Raw genomic sequence first — 18930 nt, 5'->3', positions numbered from 1 at the left:
GGGCCCATGAGCACAACATTCACCCCGCACCCCATCACCCCCGACACCCTCAAGCAGCTCCGCGAGACGGACGACGCGGGCAACCCCTGCGTACCGTTCACCGACCCGGAGGGCGGCGACCCCCTGCGCTGCTGCCTGCGCCCCGCCCGCGAGGGCGAACGCATCGCCCTCGTCGCGTACGCCCCCCTGCGCCGCTGGGCGGCGGACACCGGCGCCGACCCGGGTGCCTACGACGAGCAGGGCCCCGTGTTCATCCACGCGGACCCCTGCGAAGGACCGGAACCGGCGGCGACGCGAGCGGAGTACCCGTACGTCAGGCCCGGCGCCCTGCGCACGTTCCGCCGCTACAACGCGGCCGGAAAGATCGTCGGCGGCCGCTTCCTGGAAGCCCCCGAGAACACCACGGCGGCCTTCGACGAGGCCCTCACCGAGGCGTTCGCCGACCCCCAGGTCGCCCTGGTGCACGTCCGCGCCGTGGAGTACGGCTGCTTCCACTTCGAGGTCCGCCGCCCGGCCTGAGCGCCCGCCGCAAAGCCTCAGGCGGCCGACGCCGACCCGTCGGCCGCCCCCACCCCGGCCACCGCCCGCGCGAACGCCCGCACCCGCTCCGTCTCCCCGTCCCGGTGCCACACCAGGCCGAGGACGGAGTCCGGCACCCCCTCCACCGGCACGAACACCACGTCCTGGCGTCCGTGGTACTCCGCCGTCGGACGGCAGAGCAGCATCGCGCCCCGGTCCGCGGCCACCAGTGTCAGCCCCTCCTGGAGGGTGCGCACGGCGGGCGCGGGCACGGCCGACGGCGCCTGCGCCTCGCGCCAGTACGCGGGGGCGGGCGCCGCCGCCGAGATCAGCGGGACGTCCGCGAGCTCGGCCGCGGCCAGTGACGTACGGGACGCGAACGGATGCCGTACCGACACCGCCACCGTCTGCTGCTGGCGCGAGAACAGCGGACCGAGCACCAGCTCGGGCTCCGCCACCGGAAGCAGCACGATCGCCGCGTCCACATCACCGCCGCGCACCGCCCCGAACGGGTCCGCGAACGGCACCTCCACGATCTCCGTCACACAGCCCGGATGCCGCTTCTGGAACGTCGCGATCGCCTCCATCAGACGTGCGTCCGCCGTCCCCTGGAAGCCGAGCCTGATCCGGCCCGCCACCCCCCGCGCCGACTCCCGAGCCCGCCCCACCACGCCCGCCAACTCCGCGTACGCGGGACGCAGTTCCGCGTGGAACCGCTCGCCGAGCGGGGTCAGCCGCACCCGTCGGCTAGTACGCTCCACGAGGCGCGCGCCGATCCGCTGTTCCAGCGCGGCCAGCAGCTGACTGACCCGGCTCTGGGAGACATAGAGCCGCTCGCCCGCCCGGCCGAAGTGCAGTTCCTCGGCCAGTGCCAGAAAACACTCCAGCTCCCGGACTTCGAGCCCACTCATAAACGTTCGCCCCGTCCCTCGATCGATGAGCCACGCTCATTCAAGGATGAGAGGTCCGACGTTGTTCCCGGTGATCGCTCGGGCGTTGGCTGGTGCCCATGAAAACCGTGACTGAAACCGCGCCGGTCCCCACCGGACGACGGTCCCTGCCGCTGTCCGTCGTCGCCGTCGCGGCCGCCACCTTCTCCGTCGTCACCACGGAAATGCTGCCCGTGGGACTGCTCACCTCCCTGTCCTCGGGCCTGCACGTCAGCGACGGCACCGCAGGGCTCACCGTCACCCTGCCCGGCCTCGTCGCCGCTCTCGCCGCCCTGCTGCTGCCCGTCGCCGCCCGCCGCGCGGACCGGCGCGCGGTGCTGTGCGGGCTGATGCTGCTGCTCGGCGCCGTGAACCTGCTGTCCGCGCTCGCGCCGTCCTTCGCGGTGCTCCTCGGCGCCCGCATCGTCGTCGGCCTGTGCATCGGCGGCGTCTGGGCCGTCGCCGCCTCCCTCGCGGTACGCCTGGTGCGCACCGAGTCCATCGGGCGGGCCACCGCCGTGATCTTCAGCGGGATAGCCGTGGCGTCGGTGCTCGGCGTGCCCGCGGGCACCTTCCTCGGCGAGGTCGCGGGCTGGCGCTGGGCGTTCGGTGCCGTCGCCGTGCTCGGCGTCGCCGTCGCCGCGCTGCTCGCCGTCGTCCTGCCCCCGCTCCCGCCCACCGAGCCGGTGCGCCTCGGCGTCTTCCCGGAGCTGCTGCGCCTGTCGCGGCTGCGGGTCGGCCTGATCGCGGTGGCGCTGCTCGTCGTCGGCCACTTCACCGCGTACACCTATGTGCGACCCGTCCTGGAGCGGGTGCCGGACCTCGGCGCGGGCCTCGTCAGCGGGCTGCTGCTCGGCTACGGCGTCGCCGGGATCGCGGGGAACTTCCTCGGCGGCTCCCTCGCCGCACGCGACCCGCGCCGCGCGCTCCTGCTGATCTCGGCGGCGCTCGGCGCCGTGATGCTCCTGCTGGTCCCGGCCGGGGGCTCGCTCGCCGCGTCGGTGGTGCTCCTGATCGCGTGGGGCCTCGCCTACGGAGGTGTGTCGGTGTCCTCGCAGAACTGGGTGATGGCGGCCGCGCCGGGAGCGCGGGAAGCGGCGTCCGCGCTGTTCGCGGGGGTGTTCAACGTGGCCATCGCGGTGGGCGCGCTGACCGGGGGCCGGGTCGCCGACGGGTTCGGCGTGACCGATGTCCTGCTGGTCGGCGGCGGGCTCGCGGTGGTGGCCCTCGGGGTGGTGGCGGTTGCGCGGAACGGCAAGGCGTGACGTCACGGCACCGCGCCCGTACGGACCTGGTCGGGGTCCGTACGGGCGCGGTGGTGTCCCGGGCCTGAGATCGTCAGGTCACGGGGCCAGGCAACCCGTGGCCGGGACCTCGGCGGGCACGCCGGGGCTGGCGAGGTCGACGAGGCCGGTGACGTCGTGGACGGCACAGTCGACGGTGGCTACAGGGTCCGGGACGGCGCTCGCCGGGGCGGCGAGCACACCGGCGAGGGCGAGGGCTCCGACGGCCATGGTGGCGACGGCGGTGATACGGCGCATGAACTTCCCTTGTGAGTGGTGCGGTTGGTGCACCGAGGTCCTGCCCGGACCCGCCCGGGAGGCATGCGCCGTTTCACTCATGCGTGGGTGCTGAAACGATCCCCCGCGACCAGCGGGTTTACCGGTCGCTCAGCTTTCCGGCGGCCCGGGTCTCCCGCCCGTCGGGGCCGCGGCGCCCCGGCGCCTCAGGAACCCGAGAGCTCCGCCGCGACCAGCTCCGCGATCTGCACCGCGTTCAGCGCGGCGCCCTTGCGGAGGTTGTCGTCGGAGATGAAGAACGCGAGGCCGTTCTCGACGGTCTCGTCGCCGCGGATACGGCCCACGAAGGACTCGTCGCGGCCCGCGGCGACCAGCGGCGTCGGTACGTCGGTGAGGACGACGCCCTCCGCGGCGGCGAGGATCTCGGTGGCCCGCTCGGGCGAAAGGGGACGCGCGAAGCGGGCGTTGATCTGGAGGGAGTGGCCGGTGAAGACGGGCACGCGGACGCAGGTGCCGGAGACCTTCAGACCCGGGATCTCCAGGATCTTGCGGGACTCGTGGCGCAGCTTCTGCTCCTCGTCGGTCTCGTTCAGGCCGTCGTCGACGACCGAGCCCGCCAGCGGCAGGACGTTGTACGCGATCGGCGCGACGTACTTGTCCGGCTCGGGGAACTCGGCCTGGTCGCCGCCGTGGGTCAGCTTCGGCGCGTCGTCGCCGACCTTCTTGACCTGCTCGAACAGCTCCTCGACGCCCGCGAGCCCGGAGCCCGACACGGCCTGGTAGGTGGCGACGACCAGCGAGGTCAGCTCCGCCTCCCGGTGCAGCGGCTTGAGGACCGGCATCGCGGCCATCGTCGTGCAGTTCGGGTTCGCGATGATGCCCTTGGGGCGGTCCGCGACGGCGTGCGGGTTCACCTCGGAGACGACCAGCGGCACCTCGGGGTCGCGGCGCCAGGCCGAGGAGTTGTCGATCACCACGGCGCCCTGCGAGGCGACCTTCTCGGCGAGCGCCTTGGAGGTGGCGCCGCCCGCGGAGAACAGCACGATGTCCAGGCCCGTGTAGTCGGCCGTCGAGGCGTCCTCGACCGTCACCCCGTCCAGGACCGAGCCGGCCGAGCGGGCCGAGGCGAACAGGCGCAGCTCGTCGATCGGGAACTTCCGCTCGGCGAGGATCTTGCGCATGACCGTGCCGACCTGACCGGTGGCTCCGACGATTCCGACCTTCACAGGGGTCCCTCCGTAGTTGCGTGCCTGGCGCGGCAGTCTCCTGCCCGGGCGGGCGGCCGTCCGGCCAGGGGCGCTGCCGCCGCTCCATGATGCGTCTGTCCACGGCCGCTTTGTCCAATCCATTGTCCGAGGTGCGGGACGCCACATCCGCGCGAACGTTTCGGCCCGCTCCGGCGTCCTAGGGGAAACGCGGGAACGCGCGCGCCGAAGGGGCGACAAAGGGGGAGGGCCATTGCTGCGCAGAAGCACGCGCCGCGGAGCGCGGGGACAGGAGGCCGCCGACCCGCTCGACCCGGACCAGGAGGACCGGGTCCGGGCCGTCCTGTCCCTGGGCGGGGTGCCGCACGGGGAGCTGCAGGACGGGGTGCAGCAGGTCAGGCTGCGGCTCCTGGAGCGGGCGGCGAAGGGGGAGGTGGCGCCGCGCGACGTGTCCGCGTGGGCCGCGGTGGTCGCCTCGAACTGGGCGATGGACTTCCACCGCGCCCGGCGCCGCCAGGAACGGCTCGGGGAGCGGCTCGCCGCGCTGCGCCCCGCGGAGGCCGGGGAGGACGGCGCCGAGTCGCGGGTCCTCTCGCTGGCCGTGGCGCAGGGGCTGGACGCGCTGCCGGACAGCCAGCGGCAGGTCGTCGTGCTGCGCTTCTACGCCGATCTGCCGGTCCGGGACATCGCGGCCGAGCTGGGCATCCCGGAGGGCACGGTCAAGAGCAGGCTGCACGCGGCCGTACGGATGCTGCGGACGCGACTGCACGAGGGAGAGGTGGTGTGACCGTGGCGCACGAGGACAATCACGACGCCGTCGACGCGCTGACGCTGGCGGTCACGGACACACCGGTGCCCGACGCCGTGCGTGACGACGAGCGGTTCATGGCCGAGCACGCGGCGGCGCTCGCCGATGTCGCGGTGCTGCGCGAGCAGCTGCGGATCGTGGGGGAGACGCTGGCGCGGGGGCCCGAGGGGGAGGCGCGGGCCCGCGCGGAGGGGCAGGGCCGGGACCGCGGTACGGAGGGGTGGACCCGGGCCCGTCCGGAGGAGCGGCCGCGGGCCCGTACGGAAGGGCGGCCCCCGACGGCCCCCCTCCCCGACCCCGCCCCCGTCCTGCCGCCCGCCGCCCCCTTCCGGCAGCCCGGCGCCGCCCGCCGCAGTGCCGTGCTCGCCCTCGCGGCCGCGCTCGCCGCCGGACTGCTCGGCGGGCTGGTCTGGCTCGGGGCGAACGCCGGGACCGGGGACGGCGACATGGCGGGCGGCGGCGACGCGAAGCACGCGGCGCCGAGCCTCACCGACGGGCGGGAGCCGGCCCCGGACGCCTCGAAGGCCCCGGACGCCTCCCAGGAAGACGCGGGCGGCGCAGCGGACGGCCGGTCGCCCGAGGGCTACGTCGCCTGCGCGCGGCTCGTCGTCGAGGGCACCGTGCGCCGCGTCGAGGCACTGCCCGGCGGCACCCGGGACCGGATCACGCTCGATGTGTCCCGCTACTACAAGCCCGCCAAGGGCAAGCCGAGGATCACGTTCGTGATGGACACGGACGTGGACCCGCGGCTGCGGACGGGCGACCGCGCGCTGATCGGGATCACCAAGGGGAAGGCCACGCCCGACCTGTGGACGACGGGCAAGCGGATCGCCAGGGACCGCGCGTGGATCGAGAAGGCGCTGCCCGGGTCGCGCGGGCTGACGTGCTGAGCGACACGTTCCGGTGCCGCCGAAGGGAGAAGGTGGGACGGAACCTCACATTCCGGGGCGATGGCACCCGGAGTACTGAGTTCCGGTGACAACTGCGTGAAGGCGCGGTTGCGAACCCCGCGAATCCTCTGAACTGCGGTTTCGCCGGGCTAACGTCCTTCCACCGCTCGCCGGTGATCACCGCCGCACGCCGGTCGCGTACCCGACCAGTACCGACCGCGTGCCCGACCACGGAGGTCATCGGCGCCGAACTCCGACCACGCAAGGAAGGACCTCCGTGCGCGCACCCCGCAGCCGGACCACGGCCGCTCTCGTCTCCGCGGCCGTCGCCGCCCCCCTCCTGCTCGCCGCCGCCCCGGCGGGCGCCCAGGACGCGCCCCGCGGCGCCGGGCACCACACGACGCAGTCCGCGCAGGCGAAGAAGCTCGCCAAGAAGCTGGTGCAGAAGTCCACCGGCAAGAGCGCCTACCGCCACCTGGAGAAGTTCCAGGAGATAGCCGAGGCCAACGGCGGCAACCGCGCCGCGGGCACCAAGGGCCACAAGGCGTCCACGAAGTACGTGTACGACCGCCTGAAGAAGGCCGGTTACAAGGTCTCGTACCAGGACTTCACGTTCTACGAGTCCGAGACCCTGCGCGAGAGCGCCGCCGTGCTCACGCCCGACGCCCGCAAGCTGAACGCCCTGGCGTTCGACTTCAGCAAGTCCACGCCCGAGGGCGGCATCCAGGCGCCCCTCGCCGCCGCCCGCGTCGACGACACGCCGGGCTGCGAGGCCGACGACTACACGTCCGACACCTTCACCGGCAAGATCGCCCTGGTGAAGCGCGGCACCTGCACCTTCGCCGAGAAGGAGGCCGCCGCGGCCAAGGCGGGCGCCATCGGCCTCGTCCTGTACAACCACTCCGGCGACCAGCCCGTGAAGGGCAACCTGGAGGTCCCGGCGAACGCGCACATCCCGTCCGTCGGCATCACCAAGGCCGAGGGCGAGAAGCTGGCCGCTGACCTCGCCAAGGGCGAGGTCAAGGTCTCCGTGGACGTCGCCACCAAGGCCGTCCCGCACAAGACCCGCAACGTCGTCGCCGAGACCCGCGGCGGCCGCGCCGACCGCGTCGTCGGCCTCGGCGCGCACCTGGACTCCGTGCCCGAGGGCCCCGGCATCAACGACAACGGCTCCGGCTCGGCCGGTCTGATCGAGGTCGCCGAGAAGCTCGCCAAGGAGACCAAGGGCGGCAAGAAGCTGACCAACAAGGTCCGCTTCGCCTGGTGGTCGGCCGAGGAGCTGGGTCTGCTCGGCTCGGACCACTACGTCAAGTCGCTGTCGGCGAAGCAGAAGAAGAACATCAAGCTGTACCTGAACTTCGACATGATCGCCTCGCCGAACGCGGCGGAGCTGGTCTACGACGGCGACGACTCCGACAAGGTCGGCGAGGGCGCGGGCCCGGCAGGGTCCGCCCAGATCGAGAAGCTGATCAACGGCTTCCTCGACAAGAAGAAGGTCCCGCACTGGGGCACCGACTTCGACGGCCGCTCGGACTACGGGGCGTTCATCGCCAACGGCATCCCGGCCGGCGGTACCTTCACCGGCGCCGAGGGCCTCAAGACCGAGGAGCAGGCGGCGAAGGCGGGCGGCAAGGCCGGTCAGCCCTACGACCCGAACTACCACGGCGCGGGCGACGACCTGAAGAACATCAACCGCAAGGCGTTCGCGACGAACATCGACGTCATCGCGCACGCGGTGGGCACCTACGCCCACGACCTCAGCTCCCTGAAGAAGTGAACCTCGGCTTCCTGAAGGACTGAGACTTCCTGAAGGGCCGAACGCGGATCTGAACAAGCGAAACAACCGAACGGGGGCGGGCACTTGAGTGCCCGCCCCCGTTCTCATGCCATCAGCACCATCGGCGCCGGCAGCGTTACGGAGTGACCTTCTCCACCGTCACGCTGCCCGTGCCCGCGACGGTCCCGCGCGCGTTCAGGAGGCTGACCTCACCGAACAGAACGCGGCCCGCGGCGGCGGGCCCGCTCGCGACGACCTCGGCGGAGACGTCCGCGGTCGCCCCGTTCGCGAGCTTGACCGCCTTCGTCTCGTCGACCTTGATCTGGCCGAGCGAGCCGGAGAAGAACACGTCACGGTAGTCGTACGCGGTCGACCCCGACGGGATGGAGTAGCCCGCGACCTCGATGGTGTACTTGCCCGCGGCGGGCTTGGTCAGGCTCACCGACTCCTCGGAGTCGCCGTCCGCCGAACTGCCCACCGGCACGCCGTCCTTGAGGACCGCCAGGTCCAGGTCGGCGGCGGCGTCGGCGGTGCCGCCGATCGCCACGTCGAGCCGCTCGGCGCCCGCGGGCACCTCGACCGTCGTGGTCTGCTTCTCACCCTGCTTGATGGTGGGACGCGTGGTCGCGGCCGAGCCGAGCGTGCTGCCCTTCAGCTTGCCGTCGACGGCGGCGTAGTTGTTCGTCGCCTTCCAGGTGACGGGCGTGGCCTGACCGGACTTGGCCTCCGCGAGCTTCTGCGGCGCCGGGGCGAAGGCCACGCCGAGCGCGGCGACACTCAGCTTGTACGGGTTGTCGAGCACCGGCGACGTACGGCGCGACTCGATCTCGATCTCCCAGACGCCCGGCGTCGGGTTCGCGTACGAACGCAGGTCGGGGCGGCAGGTGTTGTCCGGGTTCGGGAAGTCCGGGTAGCAGACGAGCGAGGACGTCGACTCGACCGGGACGCCGTACGGGTGGATGGAGATGAACCGCGTCTGGCTCTTGTCCTTCAGACCGCTGAGCGCGACCTCCAGGGTCTTCGCGCCCTTCGGCACCGTCACGAAGAGGGACTTGGTGCCGTTGCGCTGCACCGAGCTGCTCGACGAGGTGGTGAAGGAGGGCTTGGCGAGGTCCTTGGCCACGACGACCGTCGTCATGATCTGGTGGTCGATGCCGCGGGTGCGCTTGTCGTTCACGGTGAGCACGGCGCTGGAGACGCCGTAGGACTCCGGCTTGGCCTGCACCTTCACGGTCACGGCCGTGTTCAGGGGCAGCAGCACGTCGTCGTCGCCGACCAGGCGGAAGGTGCCGCCGTGGTTGTTGGCGAACGCCAGCTTGTGCAGCACGGGACGGGCCGGGCCCGTCGTCCGCTTGATGGTGACGCTGTACGTCTTCTTCTGGCCCTTCTTCAGGCCGCCCTCACGGTCGTACAGGCCGGTGCCGGGCTTCTTCAGCTCCTGCTCCAGGGCCGTGTCGACGGGCGCCTTGACCGTGTACTCATGGGCCTTGGCGCCGCCCTTGATCGCGCTCCAGGCGTCCACGACGTCGATCAGGCCGGTGCCCTGCGCGTAGGCCTGCACACCCGGGATGCGGTGGGTGGTCGAGGTGAGCGCGGTGCGCAGCTTCGCCGGGGTGAGGTCGACGCGCTGCTGCTTGGCGGCGCTCAGCAGGAGCGCGGAGGCGCCCGCGGCCTGCGGCGACGCCATCGACGTACCCTGCAGCATCGAGTATCCGGCGGGCAGTTGGTACCCGGCCTCGGCGGCGGGGCCGCCCGGCAGCCAGGTCTGCGTGGTGTTGATGGCCGAGCCCGGCGCGGTCACCAGGGGCTGGAAGCCGCCGTCCTCACGCGGGCCGCGCGAGGAGAAGTTGAACATGGCGTTCTTCTTCGTCACCTCGGAGCCGTAGTTGGCGGCCCAGGTCTCCTTGGAGACCGAGGCGCCCACGGAGACGACGTGGTCGGCGAGGGAGGGGTCGCCGATGGTGTTGGCGCCGGGGCCCGAGTTGCCCGCGGAGATCACCAACTGCACGCCGTAGGTGTCGATGAGGCGCTTGTACAGCTCGGCGCGCGCGTTGTTGCCGTCGTTGAGCGCGGGCAGGCCGCCGATCGACATGTTGACGATGTCGACGCCGCGCTTCGTCACGAGGTCGATCATGCCCTCGGTGAGCGCGACGTTGGTGCAGCCGCCGGTCCAGGTGCAGGCGCGCGAGGACACCAGCTTGGCGCCGGGGGCGGCGCCGTTCATCTTGCCGCCGAACAGCTTGTTGGCGGCCGTGATGCCCGCGACGTGCGTGCCGTGCTCGGACTCGATGAGGCCGATGTTCACGAAGTCGGCCTTCTTGCCGACCCAGTCGCCGCCGTAGGGGTCCGTCGGGACGTCCTTGCGGATCTCCACGACGAACGGCACGCGCTCGGCGACGTCGGTCGCCGGGTCGTCCTTGCCGAAGTAGCCGACCTGGTGGTTCTTGCCGTAGGGCTTCATCGGCGCGTCGTCGCCGAAGTCCTTGTTGTCGTTCAGGTCGACGCGGACGGTCCCGGCGGCCGGGTCGTAGAGGACGCCCCAGGTGTCGGTGGTGTCGCCGTCCCGGTTGAGGTCGCCCTTGGCGTCGCCACCGGTCGTGGCGGCCTCACGGAAGCGGCTGATCTGGTACGAGCCCGAAGGGGCCTTCCAGGAGTCGCCGTCGAAGGTGAACGTGGGCCCGGACACCGGGTTGGTCATCCGGCGCCAGGTCGCGTCGGCGTCGACGATCGGGTCGGTCGCCGTCACCCAGTCGGTGATCTTGCGCTCGCCGGTCGTGGTCTTCTGCAGCGCCGGGTGGCCGAGGTCGACGCCCGAGTCGAGGATGCCGATGGTGATGCCGCGGCCGTCCGCCTTCGGGTTCTTCTTCACGAAGTCGACGGCGCCCGTCTCGAAGGACGGGTTGTACGGGTTCTTGGCAGGCGTGTTCTTGTCCGGCGCCGGGTAGGCGGCCCGGCCCTGCGGGCCCTTGGCGCCCTTGGGGCTCTGCGGCTTCGGGTCGTCGAGTTCGATCTCGTGCCGCAGGTCGATGGCGTGCACGGAGGTCAACTTCGACGCGGCCTTGATCGCGGCGTCGGCGCGCGCGGTCGGGACGGCGGCGCGGACGTAGCCGAGCTTGTCGTAGGTGCGGCCGACGGAGCCGCCCTTGACGGCGTCCAGCTCCTTGGCGACCTGCTCGGTCGCGCCGGGCGCGGTGGCGACCATCATCGTGACGGTCTTCTCGCCCTCCGCCTTGGCGTCGGCGAGCAGTTCGGCGTCCTGGGCGCCGAGCTTCGCGGCGGCGTCCTTGGGCGCGGGGGCGGCCGGGGCGGGGGAGGGGCCGTCGGCGGCGAGGGCGAGCGGGAGCGGGGCCGCCGCGCAGAGAGCGGCGGCCACGCCTATCGCGGTGGCGAGGCGGGCCGTGCGTCTTGCGCGGTCGCCACGTCTCGCGCCCTGCTCGGGCGCGCCTTGTGAATCGAGGGTCATCAGCATCCCTGTACGTAAAGACCGGCTGGTCGAGCCGGTGCAGTGAGGGTCCGGAATACGGGGCCGGATGACCGCTCAGCTTTACGTAAGGGGTGCCTGTTTGGGGAGAGTTGCCCGGGGCTGGAATGCCCGGTGGCGTACTTCCGCCATACGCCATCGGGAACAAGGCGCCGCATAACGGGACCTGACGCCCGGCCGGGCGTCCCCCGCGACCCCCGCTAGCTGTCCCGCGAACGCGCGTAGTGACGGGACGCCTTCGCGCGGTTGCCGCACACGGCCATCGAGCACCAGCGGCGGGTGCCGTTGCGCGAGGTGTCGAAGAAGTGCAGGACGCACGCCTCGTGGGCGCAGCCACGGATCCGGTCCGGGGCGGCGGTGAGCAGCTCCAGATAGTCCCGCGCGGCCAGCCACGCAGGACCCCACGCCGGATCCTCGAACTCGGCCTCCTCGCCCGGCCCGTCCGGCGTCAGCGTCGCCCGGACGCGGCCGTGCGCGAGGACCGCGTCGACGCGGGCCACGGCGTCCGGGGCGCCGCCCGGCTTGCCCGGCAGGTCGACGAGCCCGGCGAGGGCGTCGCGGGCCCGCAGCAGCCGCTCCAGGGTGCGGCGGTCGGCGGCGAACCGCCCGTCGAGTCCGTTCGCCCCGAGCCAGACGGCGAGCCCTTCGGTGTCGGTGAGCCCGCCCGCGCCGGCGAGCAGGTCCGCGCGCACGCCGTCCTGGACCCACCGGGTGTTGAGCAGGTCCAGGGAGAGGGGTTCGCCGGTGAGGGGTCGGGGGTCGGGCGGGGCGGTGGGGGTGGGCAAGGAGGGCTCCCTTCGGTACCGGGGCCGGCGCCGCGGCGGCTCACTAACCCCTCAAGTGTACGTGACCGGTTCCCTGGAGCGGGTCGGGACATCGGGGAACGGGACGTGCCTATCCGGTGTACGGGGTCTAACGTCGGCCCGTGCACAAAGAACTGCGGGTGGCGGCCTACGCCGTATGCGTACGCGACGGGTCCGTGCTGCTCGCCCGCTGGGTGGCGGGCGACGGCAGCAGGCGCTGGACGCTGCCCGGGGGTGGCATGGACCACGGCGAGGATCCGTACGACACGGTGATCCGGGAGGCCGACGAGGAGACCGGGTACGCCGTGGAGCCGGTCGCGCTGCTCGGGGTGGACTCGCTGCGGCGTCGCTATCCGAGGCGCCTCGGGGCGGTGGCGGACTTCCACGGGGTGCGGATCGTGTACGAGGCCCGGGTCACCGGGGGTTCCCTCCGCCACGAGACGTCGGGGTCGACGGACCGGGCGGCGTGGCACCCCCTGGACGACGTCGCCGCCCTCGACCGCGTGAGCCTGGTCGACGTCGGCCTCGCCCTCTGGCGCACCCGCCCGGCGGACGGGCATCTGCCGTAGCCGGGGGCTCCCCAACCCCGCCCCTTCCCGAACCGGGGGCTGCCGCCCCCGGACCCCCGCTGTCGGCGCTTCGCGCCTCGTCCTCAATCGCCGGACGGGCTATGCATAGCCCCTCCGGCGATTGAGGAGGGGGGTCTGGGGCGGAGCCCCCCCACGCGGCGGAGCCGCAAATCGACACAGCCGGGAAGGGGCGGGATCGGGGAGCCCCCGGCAAGGCCCCCCTTCCCCCGCAGATGAACACGGAGTAACCCCCACCCCACCCCTCAACGAGCACCCCGTGCACACGCAAAGTACGCCCAGATCCACTTACGGTGATCGGCGCTGCGCGTTGTGGCGACGTTAACGCGCAGGCCACCCCCGCTGCCAACGATCCAGTACGAGCGGGAAGTCCGCCGGCGAAAGCGCCCGGACCTCCCGCGACCACTGCCGACGCGTTCGCACTCGGGGAGACCGCGCCATGTCGCGCATACGCTCTGTCGCCACCACGGCCGCCACCGCCACCGCCTCCGCCACCACGTCCGTCGTCTCCACGGTGAACCGCCGCGCGTTCCTCGCGGCGACGGGCGCCGTCTCCCTCTCGGCGGGCATCGGGTACGCCCTGGGCCCGGGAGCGGGCTCCGGTTCGGCGGCCCCCGCGGCCGCCGCCGCGGCCCCGGTGCCGATGTCCCGCAGGGCCCCGTCGGCCCCGCTGGCCCCGTACCGCTCGGGCACCACCCTGGCCACGGTCTCGGCGCCCCGCGGCACCTCCGGTTACCGCCGCCTCGGCGACGGCCCGGCCTGGGACCGCGTCGTCCGCACGGACCTGGCCCCGGCCGAGCGGGGCCGCGAGTCCCGCCGCACCCCGCTGGCCGCGTTCGTCCAGTTCACCGACCTGCACCTGGTGGACGTACAACACCCGCTGCGCTACGAGTACCTGCGGGCGCAGACGGCCAGCGCCTGGCGTCCGCAGGAGGCGCTGTCCGTCGCCGGAGCCGTCTCGCTGGTCGAGCAGGTCAACGGCCTGCGCGGGGCGCCCGCCACCGGCGCGCCGCTGCACTTCGTGATGACGACGGGCGACAACACGGACAACAACTCCCGCAATGAGCTGGACTGGTTCCTGAAGGTGATGAGCGGCGGCCGCGTCAGGCCGAACTCCGGCGACCCGCGCCGCTACGAGGGCGTACAGGACAGCGGTCTGAAGCTCTACTGGCACCCGGACGCCGCCCTGCGCGACGCCGACAAGGGCGTCGGCTTCCCCCGTCTGGAGGGCTTCCTGGACGCCGCGATCCGCGAGGTGAACAGCCCGGGCCTGAACCTGCCGTGGTACTCCACGGTCGGCAACCACGACGGCCTGCCCGGCGGCTGCTACGCCCCCGGCGACTCGTACCTCACCGAGTTCGCCGTCGGCGGCAGGAAGCTGATGTCCCTGGACGAGGCGCGCGGCGCGGCCCTGTGGAAGAACGTGAAGAAGGGGCACGACCCGAAGGGCGCCGCCTTCCGGGACCTGCTCAAGTCCGAGGCCCGGCGCATGCGTTCGGTCACCCCGGACGAGTCCCGCGCCCCCTTCACCCCCGCCGAGTACGTCAAGGCCCACCTGGACCCGGCGCACGCGGGCCGCGGCCCGGTCGGCCACGGCTACACCCAGGAGAACCTGGCGGAGCGCACCCAGTACTACTCCTTCCGCATCACCGACGACGTCCTCGGCATCAGCCTGGACACCACCGACCCGGGCGGCCACTACGAGGGCTCCCTGGGAACGGCCCAACTGCGCTGGCTGGAGCGGAAGCTGACGGAGGTGGAGAAGAGCGGCGACGCGTCGTACGTGATCGTCTTCAGCCACCACACCAGCAAGTCCATGCGGAACCTGCGCACCGACCCCGACCACCCGCGCGAGTCCCGGCACGGCGGCGACGAGGTCGCGGCGCTGCTCGGGCGGCACCGCTCGGTGCTCGCCTGGGTGAACGGCCACAGCCACAAGAACGCCATCACCCCCCATCACTCGGAGCACGGCTCGTTCTGGGAGGTCTCCACCGCGTCCCACATCGACTTCCCGCAGCTCGCCCGGGTCATCGAGCTGGTCGACAACCACGACGGGACGCTGTCGCTGTTCACCACCCTCATAGAGTCCGCCGCCCCGCACCGCACCGACTTCGCCGACCTGTCGCAGACGGGCCTCGCCGCGCTGTACCGGGAGCTGTCGTTCAACGCCCCCGGCGCGAAGCCCACGCTCGGCGGCGAACCCGGCGACCGCAACACGGAACTCGTCCTGCGCAAGGGGTGACTCCCGGCCCTGCTCCGCTGCGCTACGGTCGCGGCCTGGAGAAGGGACGACGCATGTCAGTACGCAAGCGGTTCATGGGGGTGGCCGCGGTGATGACGGCGGCGGGCGTCCTCGCGGCACCCGCCGTGTCCGCCGCGCCCGCGAGGCCCGGCGCGCCCGGCGCCGACCACGGCCACCGCGCCACCCAGCGCGCCATGGACCGGGCCGTCACGGCGGGCATCCCCGGCGTCACCGGCCAGGCCGTCGACCCGCACGGGACGTGGACCGGCACCTCGGGCCTCGGCGACCTGAGCGCGCGGACCCCGCGCGGCGCGTACGACCACTTCCGCGTCGGCAGCATCACGAAGACGTTCACCGCCGTGGTGCTGCTCCAGCTCGCGGCGGAGGGCAGGCTCGACCTGGACGACACCGTGGGGGAGTGGCTGCCGGGCGTGGTCGAGGGCAACGGCCACGACGGCGACAGGATCACCGTCCGGCAGCTCCTCAACCACACCAGCGGCGTGTACGACTACCTCGCCGACCCCCGGTTCCACCGCGCCTACTTCACCCCGGAGTTCATGAAGCGCCGCTTCGACACCCGGCCCCCGGAGCACTGGGTGCGCATGGCGATGAGCCACCGGCCGCAGTTCCGCCCCGGCACGGGCTGGGGCTACTCCAACACCAACTACCTGCTCGCCGGAATGATCGTGGAGCGGGCGACCGGCCACCCCTACGGCGACGAGATCCACGCCCGCGTCATCGAACCCCTCGGCCTGCGCCACACCTCCGTGCCCGGCACCCGGCCGACCCTGCCGCAGCCCAGCTCCCGGGCGTACTCCAAGCTGTTCGTCGAGGCGAGGTCACGGTCCACGACGTACGACGTGACCGAGCTGAACCCGTCCGAGGCGGGCGCCGCGGGCGAGATGATCTCAAGCTCGGCGGACCTCAACCGCTTCTACCGGGCGCTCCTTGCCGGACGTCTCCTGCCGGACGAGCAACTCGCCCAGATGAAGGAGACGGTCCCGGCGAAGGCCCTGGGCCCCGGCGTCGGCTACGGCCTGGGCCTGATGCGCGTGCGCCTTTCCTGCGGGACGGCCGTGTGGGGCCACGGCGGCGGCATCCAGGGCTCGCAGTCCGAGGCGATGGCCACCGGCGACGGGCGCCGCGCGCTGGCGTTCAACTTCAACGGGGACTGGACGGGCGAGCTGAAGCCGGTCGTCGAGGCGGAGTTCTGCGCGGAGTAGCCCGCGTGGGCCCGTCGTTCGCCCCGGGGCAGTCGCTCGTGCCGGGTGCCGGAGCGCCCGTACGCGCCGGACACGCGTACGGGGGCGGAACCCCGCCGTCCAGGATTCCGCCCCCGCACTCCCCTCCTGCGGGTCCGCCGTGGCCTGCCTATCTGGGCAGCACCACGACATACGCCGCAGGATCCCGGTCAGCGGCCGCCATCAGCGCCGTGCGCAGGACCGTGGCCTGCTGCTCCGCCGTGTCCCGCAGCTTCTTCGGGGTGATGTGGACGACGGTGATGCCGAGGCGCTCCAAGTGGTCGCGTTTACGGGTGTACTCGGACCACTCGCCGAGCTCCCGGCTGCGCTCGGTGAGGGAGGAGCCGAGGCCGTCCTCGCCCTGGCGCGGCGCCCGCGTGTCCAGCTCCACGGCGACGGAGTGCTCGGGCCAGTAGGCGTCGACGCCGCCCAGATGCGGGCCGCCCGGCAGCCGCAGGTCGACGTTCCACAGCGGGTCGGGCAGGCCGAAGTCCCGTACCAACGCGTACAGCCGGTCCTCCGCGAGGGCCCGGCCCTCGGCCAGGAGCGAGTCCACCGCGTCCACCACGTGCGGCCGGGTGAGCAGCCGGGCGTTGTTCAACTCCCGGACCACAGCCGCTGGTTCGCAGTGCCCGCCGCGCACCGCCTCGGTGAGCAGCCGCCGCACCGCGCCCGCCTCGGCGAGCTGTGCCACGGCGTCGGCGAGCGCGCGCGGCACGGGGGCGACGGGGAGCCCGGTGATCTGCTGGGGAGTCGGCAGGCCGTTGGTGCGGACGAGGCGGGCGCAGCCGGTGGAGCGCAGTCGTCGGGTGCGGGGCACGAGCACGTCGATGCGGTCCAGGGAGAGGAGCGGGGGCGCCGAGGAGAAGCGGTGCAGCGCGAGCGCGGCGAGCCCGGTGATCATCGCGTCCGCGTACGCGGCGTGCGGTTCGCCGGGGCCGGGCTGCGCGGGGACGGACCTGGCCTCCTTGGCGGGCGGGCGGCCCGCGTACAGGAGCACGCCGTGCAGCCGCTCCTCGCTGGTGGGCGGTCCCGGGTGGAGCAGGTAGACGCCGGGCAGGAACTGCTGCCAGGGGCCGCCGGGGCGGCAGTGCGCGCTGGTGTCGGCGCCGGAGACGCCGTGCTCGCGCAGTTGTGCGGAGCTCATGACGCGGCGCTGGACGGCGGTGAGGTGGCACAGGGGGCGGGGGGAGAGCGGGGTGTTGTGGTTCATGACGGGGCCTTTCCCGCGCCCGGAGGGCCCGCTAACCGCTGTTACAGTCCCGTCGATAAAACAGGACAACCCCGTCCTAAAGTGCGGGCGTTCGAGAGCCGAAAATGGCCGGTTCGAGGGGCGCTCCGGTGGCGCGGGGGGCGTGCGGGGCGGCGCGATGCCCTCTTGTGGGCGGCGGACACCGTTGTCATACTCGGCGCGATGTTTGGCATGGACGCGACGTAATTCGGGTCACCCCTGAGGCGCGCCCGCGCCAGGCACCGGTAACTCCCGATGACCGCCCCCCACTTGAGCGGTCCATCCCCCCATGGAGGTACTGCGTGAACACCCAACGAGCGAGCAGGCGACGTCTGGCCATCACCGGAGTCGGGGTCGCCGCGCTGGTCGCGGGCACCCTGACGATGGCGCACACCAGCGCCGCGGCACCCGCCCCCACCCCGGACACCCTGACCGCGACCGCGGCGGGCAAGCTCGCGAACTCCCTCTCCACCGACCTGAAGAGCGACCTGGCGGGCACGCACTACGACGCCACCGCCAAGAAGCTCGTCGTCAGCGTGCTCGACAGCGCGGCCGCCGACAGGGCCCGCGCGGCCGGCGCCGAGGCCAGGCTCGTCGAGAACTCCCGGGCCCAGCTGAACTCCGTGCAGAAGACACTGGGCGAGCGTGCCGTCCCCGGCACGTCACGCGCCGTCGACCCGGTCGCCAACAAGGTCGTCGTCACCGCCGACAGCACGGTCAAGGGCGCCGCCCTGAAGCGGCTGCGCGCCGACGTCGCCGCCCAGGACGGCAAGGCCGTGCTCAAGCGCACCGCGGGTAAGTTCCAGCCCCTCATCCGCGGCGGCGACGCCATCCACAGCTCGGGCGGCCGCTGCTCGCTCGGCTTCAACGTGGTGAAGAACGGCCAGCCGTACTTCCTCACCGCGGGCCACTGCGCCGCGCTCGCCGGCACCACCTGGTCCCAGACCCAGGGCGGCTCCGCCATCGGCACCGTCGAGGACTACGGCTTCCCCGGCCGTGACGACGCCATCGTGAAGTACACCGCCAACACGGCGCACCCGAGCGAGGTCAACCTCTACAACGGCGGCGCCCAGCAGATCACCGGCGCCCGCACGGCCGTCGTCGGCGAGCAGGTGCAGCGCAGCGGCAGCACCACCAGACTGCACGGCGGCTCGGTCCAGGCCCTGAACGTCTCCGTCAGCTACCCGCAGGGCACCGTCAACGGCCTCATCCAGACCAACGTCTGCGCGGAGCCCGGCGACAGCGGCGGCGCCATGTTCGCCGGCACCAGCGCCCTCGGTCTGACCTCGGGCGGCAGCGGCAACTGCTCCAGCGGCGGCCAGACGTTCTTCGCCCCGGTCACCGACGCCCTGTCCCGCTACGGGGCACAGATCGGCTGACGCACCGTCACCCCTGCGCGGACGCACACCCAAACGCCGGGCGGGCCGACAACAGCCTGTCCGGTGCCTGAGGACGAGCGCGTAGCCAGCCCCAAGCGCCGGGCGGGCCGACAACAGCCCGTCCGGCGCTTGAGGACGAGCGCACAGCGCGATGTCCTGACAACGAGCACCGCGCCGCGAAAGGCAAGAGAAAACCGCGCAGCGCGACGATCGGGCCCCGGGGGTGGTGTCCCCCGGGCCCCACCCCAGGGCGGCCCCCCCAAGGCCCCCCCCCCCCCCCCCCAAAGGGACCACGCCCCCCCCCCCCCCCTTTTCCCC

15 protein-coding genes are annotated in these 18930 nt (G+C 72.8%); 9 read left to right on the top strand and 6 right to left on the bottom strand.

Translation table 11 applies throughout. From position 1 onward, the window contains the following. The first annotated feature begins 6 nt into the window (after nt 1-6). Nucleotides 7-519, top strand: coding sequence for a DUF1203 domain-containing protein (locus ACZ6BG_RS04795; RefSeq protein WP_468996876.1), 513 nt, complete (start codon nt 7-9; stop codon nt 517-519). Between the two features lie 17 nt (nt 520-536). Here ACZ6BG_RS04795 and ACZ6BG_RS04790 read toward each other — a convergent pair whose 3' ends face one another. Continuing rightward, entirely contained in the window at nt 537-1430 is an 894-nt protein-coding gene (locus ACZ6BG_RS04790) for a LysR family transcriptional regulator (RefSeq protein ID WP_468996874.1), read from the bottom strand. Between the two features lie 98 nt (nt 1431-1528). Here ACZ6BG_RS04790 and ACZ6BG_RS04785 point away from each other — a divergent pair, with 98 nt between their 5' ends. Further along, on the top strand, nt 1529-2713 hold the full coding sequence (locus tag ACZ6BG_RS04785; RefSeq protein WP_468996872.1) for an MFS transporter: 1185 nt from the start codon (nt 1529-1531) through the stop codon (nt 2711-2713). 78 nt (nt 2714-2791) lie between these two features. Here the strand turns inward: ACZ6BG_RS04785 and ACZ6BG_RS04780 are convergent, their stop codons facing one another. Both ACZ6BG_RS04780 and ACZ6BG_RS04775 read right to left on the bottom strand, forming a co-directional pair. Next, nucleotides 2792-2989 (bottom strand): hypothetical protein, encoded by a 198-nt coding sequence (locus ACZ6BG_RS04780; protein ID WP_468996871.1) that lies wholly within the window; start codon nt 2987-2989, stop codon nt 2792-2794. A gap of 185 nt (nt 2990-3174) precedes the next feature. After that, nucleotides 3175-4194 (bottom strand): aspartate-semialdehyde dehydrogenase, encoded by a 1020-nt coding sequence (locus tag ACZ6BG_RS04775; protein WP_468996869.1) that lies wholly within the window; start codon nt 4192-4194, stop codon nt 3175-3177. 232 nt (nt 4195-4426) lie between these two features. Here ACZ6BG_RS04775 and ACZ6BG_RS04770 point away from each other — a divergent pair, with 232 nt between their 5' ends. The 3 genes from ACZ6BG_RS04770 to ACZ6BG_RS04760 all read left to right on the top strand — a co-directional run bounded on the left by ACZ6BG_RS04770 (nt 4427) and on the right by ACZ6BG_RS04760 (nt 7648). Beyond that, nucleotides 4427-4960: an RNA polymerase sigma factor gene (locus ACZ6BG_RS04770; RefSeq protein WP_468996866.1), complete on the top strand. Its 534-nt coding sequence runs from the start codon at nt 4427-4429 to the stop codon at nt 4958-4960. Then, nucleotides 4957-5871 (top strand): hypothetical protein, encoded by a 915-nt coding sequence (locus ACZ6BG_RS04765; protein WP_468996864.1) that lies wholly within the window; start codon nt 4957-4959, stop codon nt 5869-5871. Before ACZ6BG_RS04770 ends, ACZ6BG_RS04765 begins: the two co-directional genes overlap by 4 nt. A gap of 277 nt (nt 5872-6148) precedes the next feature. After that, on the top strand, nt 6149-7648 hold the full coding sequence (locus tag ACZ6BG_RS04760) for a M28 family metallopeptidase (RefSeq protein ID WP_468996862.1): 1500 nt from the start codon (nt 6149-6151) through the stop codon (nt 7646-7648). Nucleotides 7649-7784: 136 nt separating this feature from the next. Here the strand turns inward: ACZ6BG_RS04760 and ACZ6BG_RS04755 are convergent, their stop codons facing one another. Beyond that, nucleotides 7785-11111 carry a S8 family serine peptidase gene (locus tag ACZ6BG_RS04755; RefSeq protein ID WP_468996860.1) on the bottom strand — a complete coding sequence of 1109 codons (3327 nt, stop codon included), beginning with the start codon at nt 11109-11111 and terminating at the stop codon, nt 7785-7787. Nucleotides 11112-11329: 218 nt separating this feature from the next. Further along, nucleotides 11330-11914 carry a CGNR zinc finger domain-containing protein gene (locus tag ACZ6BG_RS04750; protein ID WP_468996858.1) on the bottom strand — a complete coding sequence of 195 codons (585 nt, stop codon included), beginning with the start codon at nt 11912-11914 and terminating at the stop codon, nt 11330-11332. A gap of 140 nt (nt 11915-12054) precedes the next feature. Between ACZ6BG_RS04750 and ACZ6BG_RS04745 the strand changes: the two genes are divergently transcribed. From ACZ6BG_RS04745 to ACZ6BG_RS04735, 3 genes are all read left to right on the top strand, one after another. Then, nucleotides 12055-12501: an NUDIX hydrolase gene (locus ACZ6BG_RS04745; RefSeq protein ID WP_468996855.1), complete on the top strand. Its 447-nt coding sequence runs from the start codon at nt 12055-12057 to the stop codon at nt 12499-12501. A gap of 457 nt (nt 12502-12958) precedes the next feature. Further along, the gene (locus tag ACZ6BG_RS04740; RefSeq protein WP_468996853.1) at nt 12959-14761 is read left to right on the top strand and encodes a TIGR03767 family metallophosphoesterase; all 1803 of its coding nucleotides are present in this window, start codon (nt 12959-12961) and stop codon (nt 14759-14761) included. Nucleotides 14762-14814: 53 nt separating this feature from the next. Next, nucleotides 14815-15984, top strand: a complete 1170-nt coding sequence (locus tag ACZ6BG_RS04735) for a serine hydrolase domain-containing protein (protein ID WP_468996851.1) — start codon at nt 14815-14817, stop codon at nt 15982-15984. A gap of 148 nt (nt 15985-16132) precedes the next feature. On the opposite strand, the gene ACZ6BG_RS04730 is transcribed toward ACZ6BG_RS04735, so the two are convergent. Continuing rightward, nucleotides 16133-17215 carry a hypothetical protein gene (locus ACZ6BG_RS04730; RefSeq protein WP_468996849.1) on the bottom strand — a complete coding sequence of 361 codons (1083 nt, stop codon included), beginning with the start codon at nt 17213-17215 and terminating at the stop codon, nt 16133-16135. A 320-nt stretch (nt 17216-17535) separates the two neighbouring features. On the opposite strand from ACZ6BG_RS04730, the gene ACZ6BG_RS04725 reads away from it, so the two are divergent. Continuing rightward, on the top strand, nt 17536-18612 hold the full coding sequence (locus ACZ6BG_RS04725) for a S1 family peptidase (RefSeq protein ID WP_468996847.1): 1077 nt from the start codon (nt 17536-17538) through the stop codon (nt 18610-18612). Nucleotides 18613-18930: the final 318 nt, after the last annotated feature.

Source organism: Streptomyces sp. NPDC041205 (assembly GCF_055591765.1).
This window is presented reverse-complemented; position numbering and strand designations above follow the sequence as displayed.

What these genes read in the sequence shown, in the direction of transcription:
- ACZ6BG_RS04795 (WP_468996876.1), top strand. Translation starts at nt 7, where the DNA reads ATGAGCACAACATTCACCCCGCACCCCATCACCCCCGACACCCTCAAG.
- ACZ6BG_RS04790 (WP_468996874.1), bottom strand. Translation starts at nt 1,430, where the DNA reads ATGAGTGGGCTCGAAGTCCGGGAGCTGGAGTGTTTTCTGGCACTGGCC.
- ACZ6BG_RS04785 (WP_468996872.1), top strand. Translation starts at nt 1,529, where the DNA reads ATGAAAACCGTGACTGAAACCGCGCCGGTCCCCACCGGACGACGGTCC.
- ACZ6BG_RS04780 (WP_468996871.1), bottom strand. Translation starts at nt 2,989, where the DNA reads ATGCGCCGTATCACCGCCGTCGCCACCATGGCCGTCGGAGCCCTCGCC.
- ACZ6BG_RS04755 (WP_468996860.1), bottom strand. Translation starts at nt 11,111, where the DNA reads ATGACCCTCGATTCACAAGGCGCGCCCGAGCAGGGCGCGAGACGTGGC.
- ACZ6BG_RS04740 (WP_468996853.1), top strand. Translation starts at nt 12,959, where the DNA reads ATGTCGCGCATACGCTCTGTCGCCACCACGGCCGCCACCGCCACCGCC.
- ACZ6BG_RS04735 (WP_468996851.1), top strand. Translation starts at nt 14,815, where the DNA reads ATGTCAGTACGCAAGCGGTTCATGGGGGTGGCCGCGGTGATGACGGCG.
- ACZ6BG_RS04730 (WP_468996849.1), bottom strand. Translation starts at nt 17,215, where the DNA reads ATGAACCACAACACCCCGCTCTCCCCCCGCCCCCTGTGCCACCTCACC.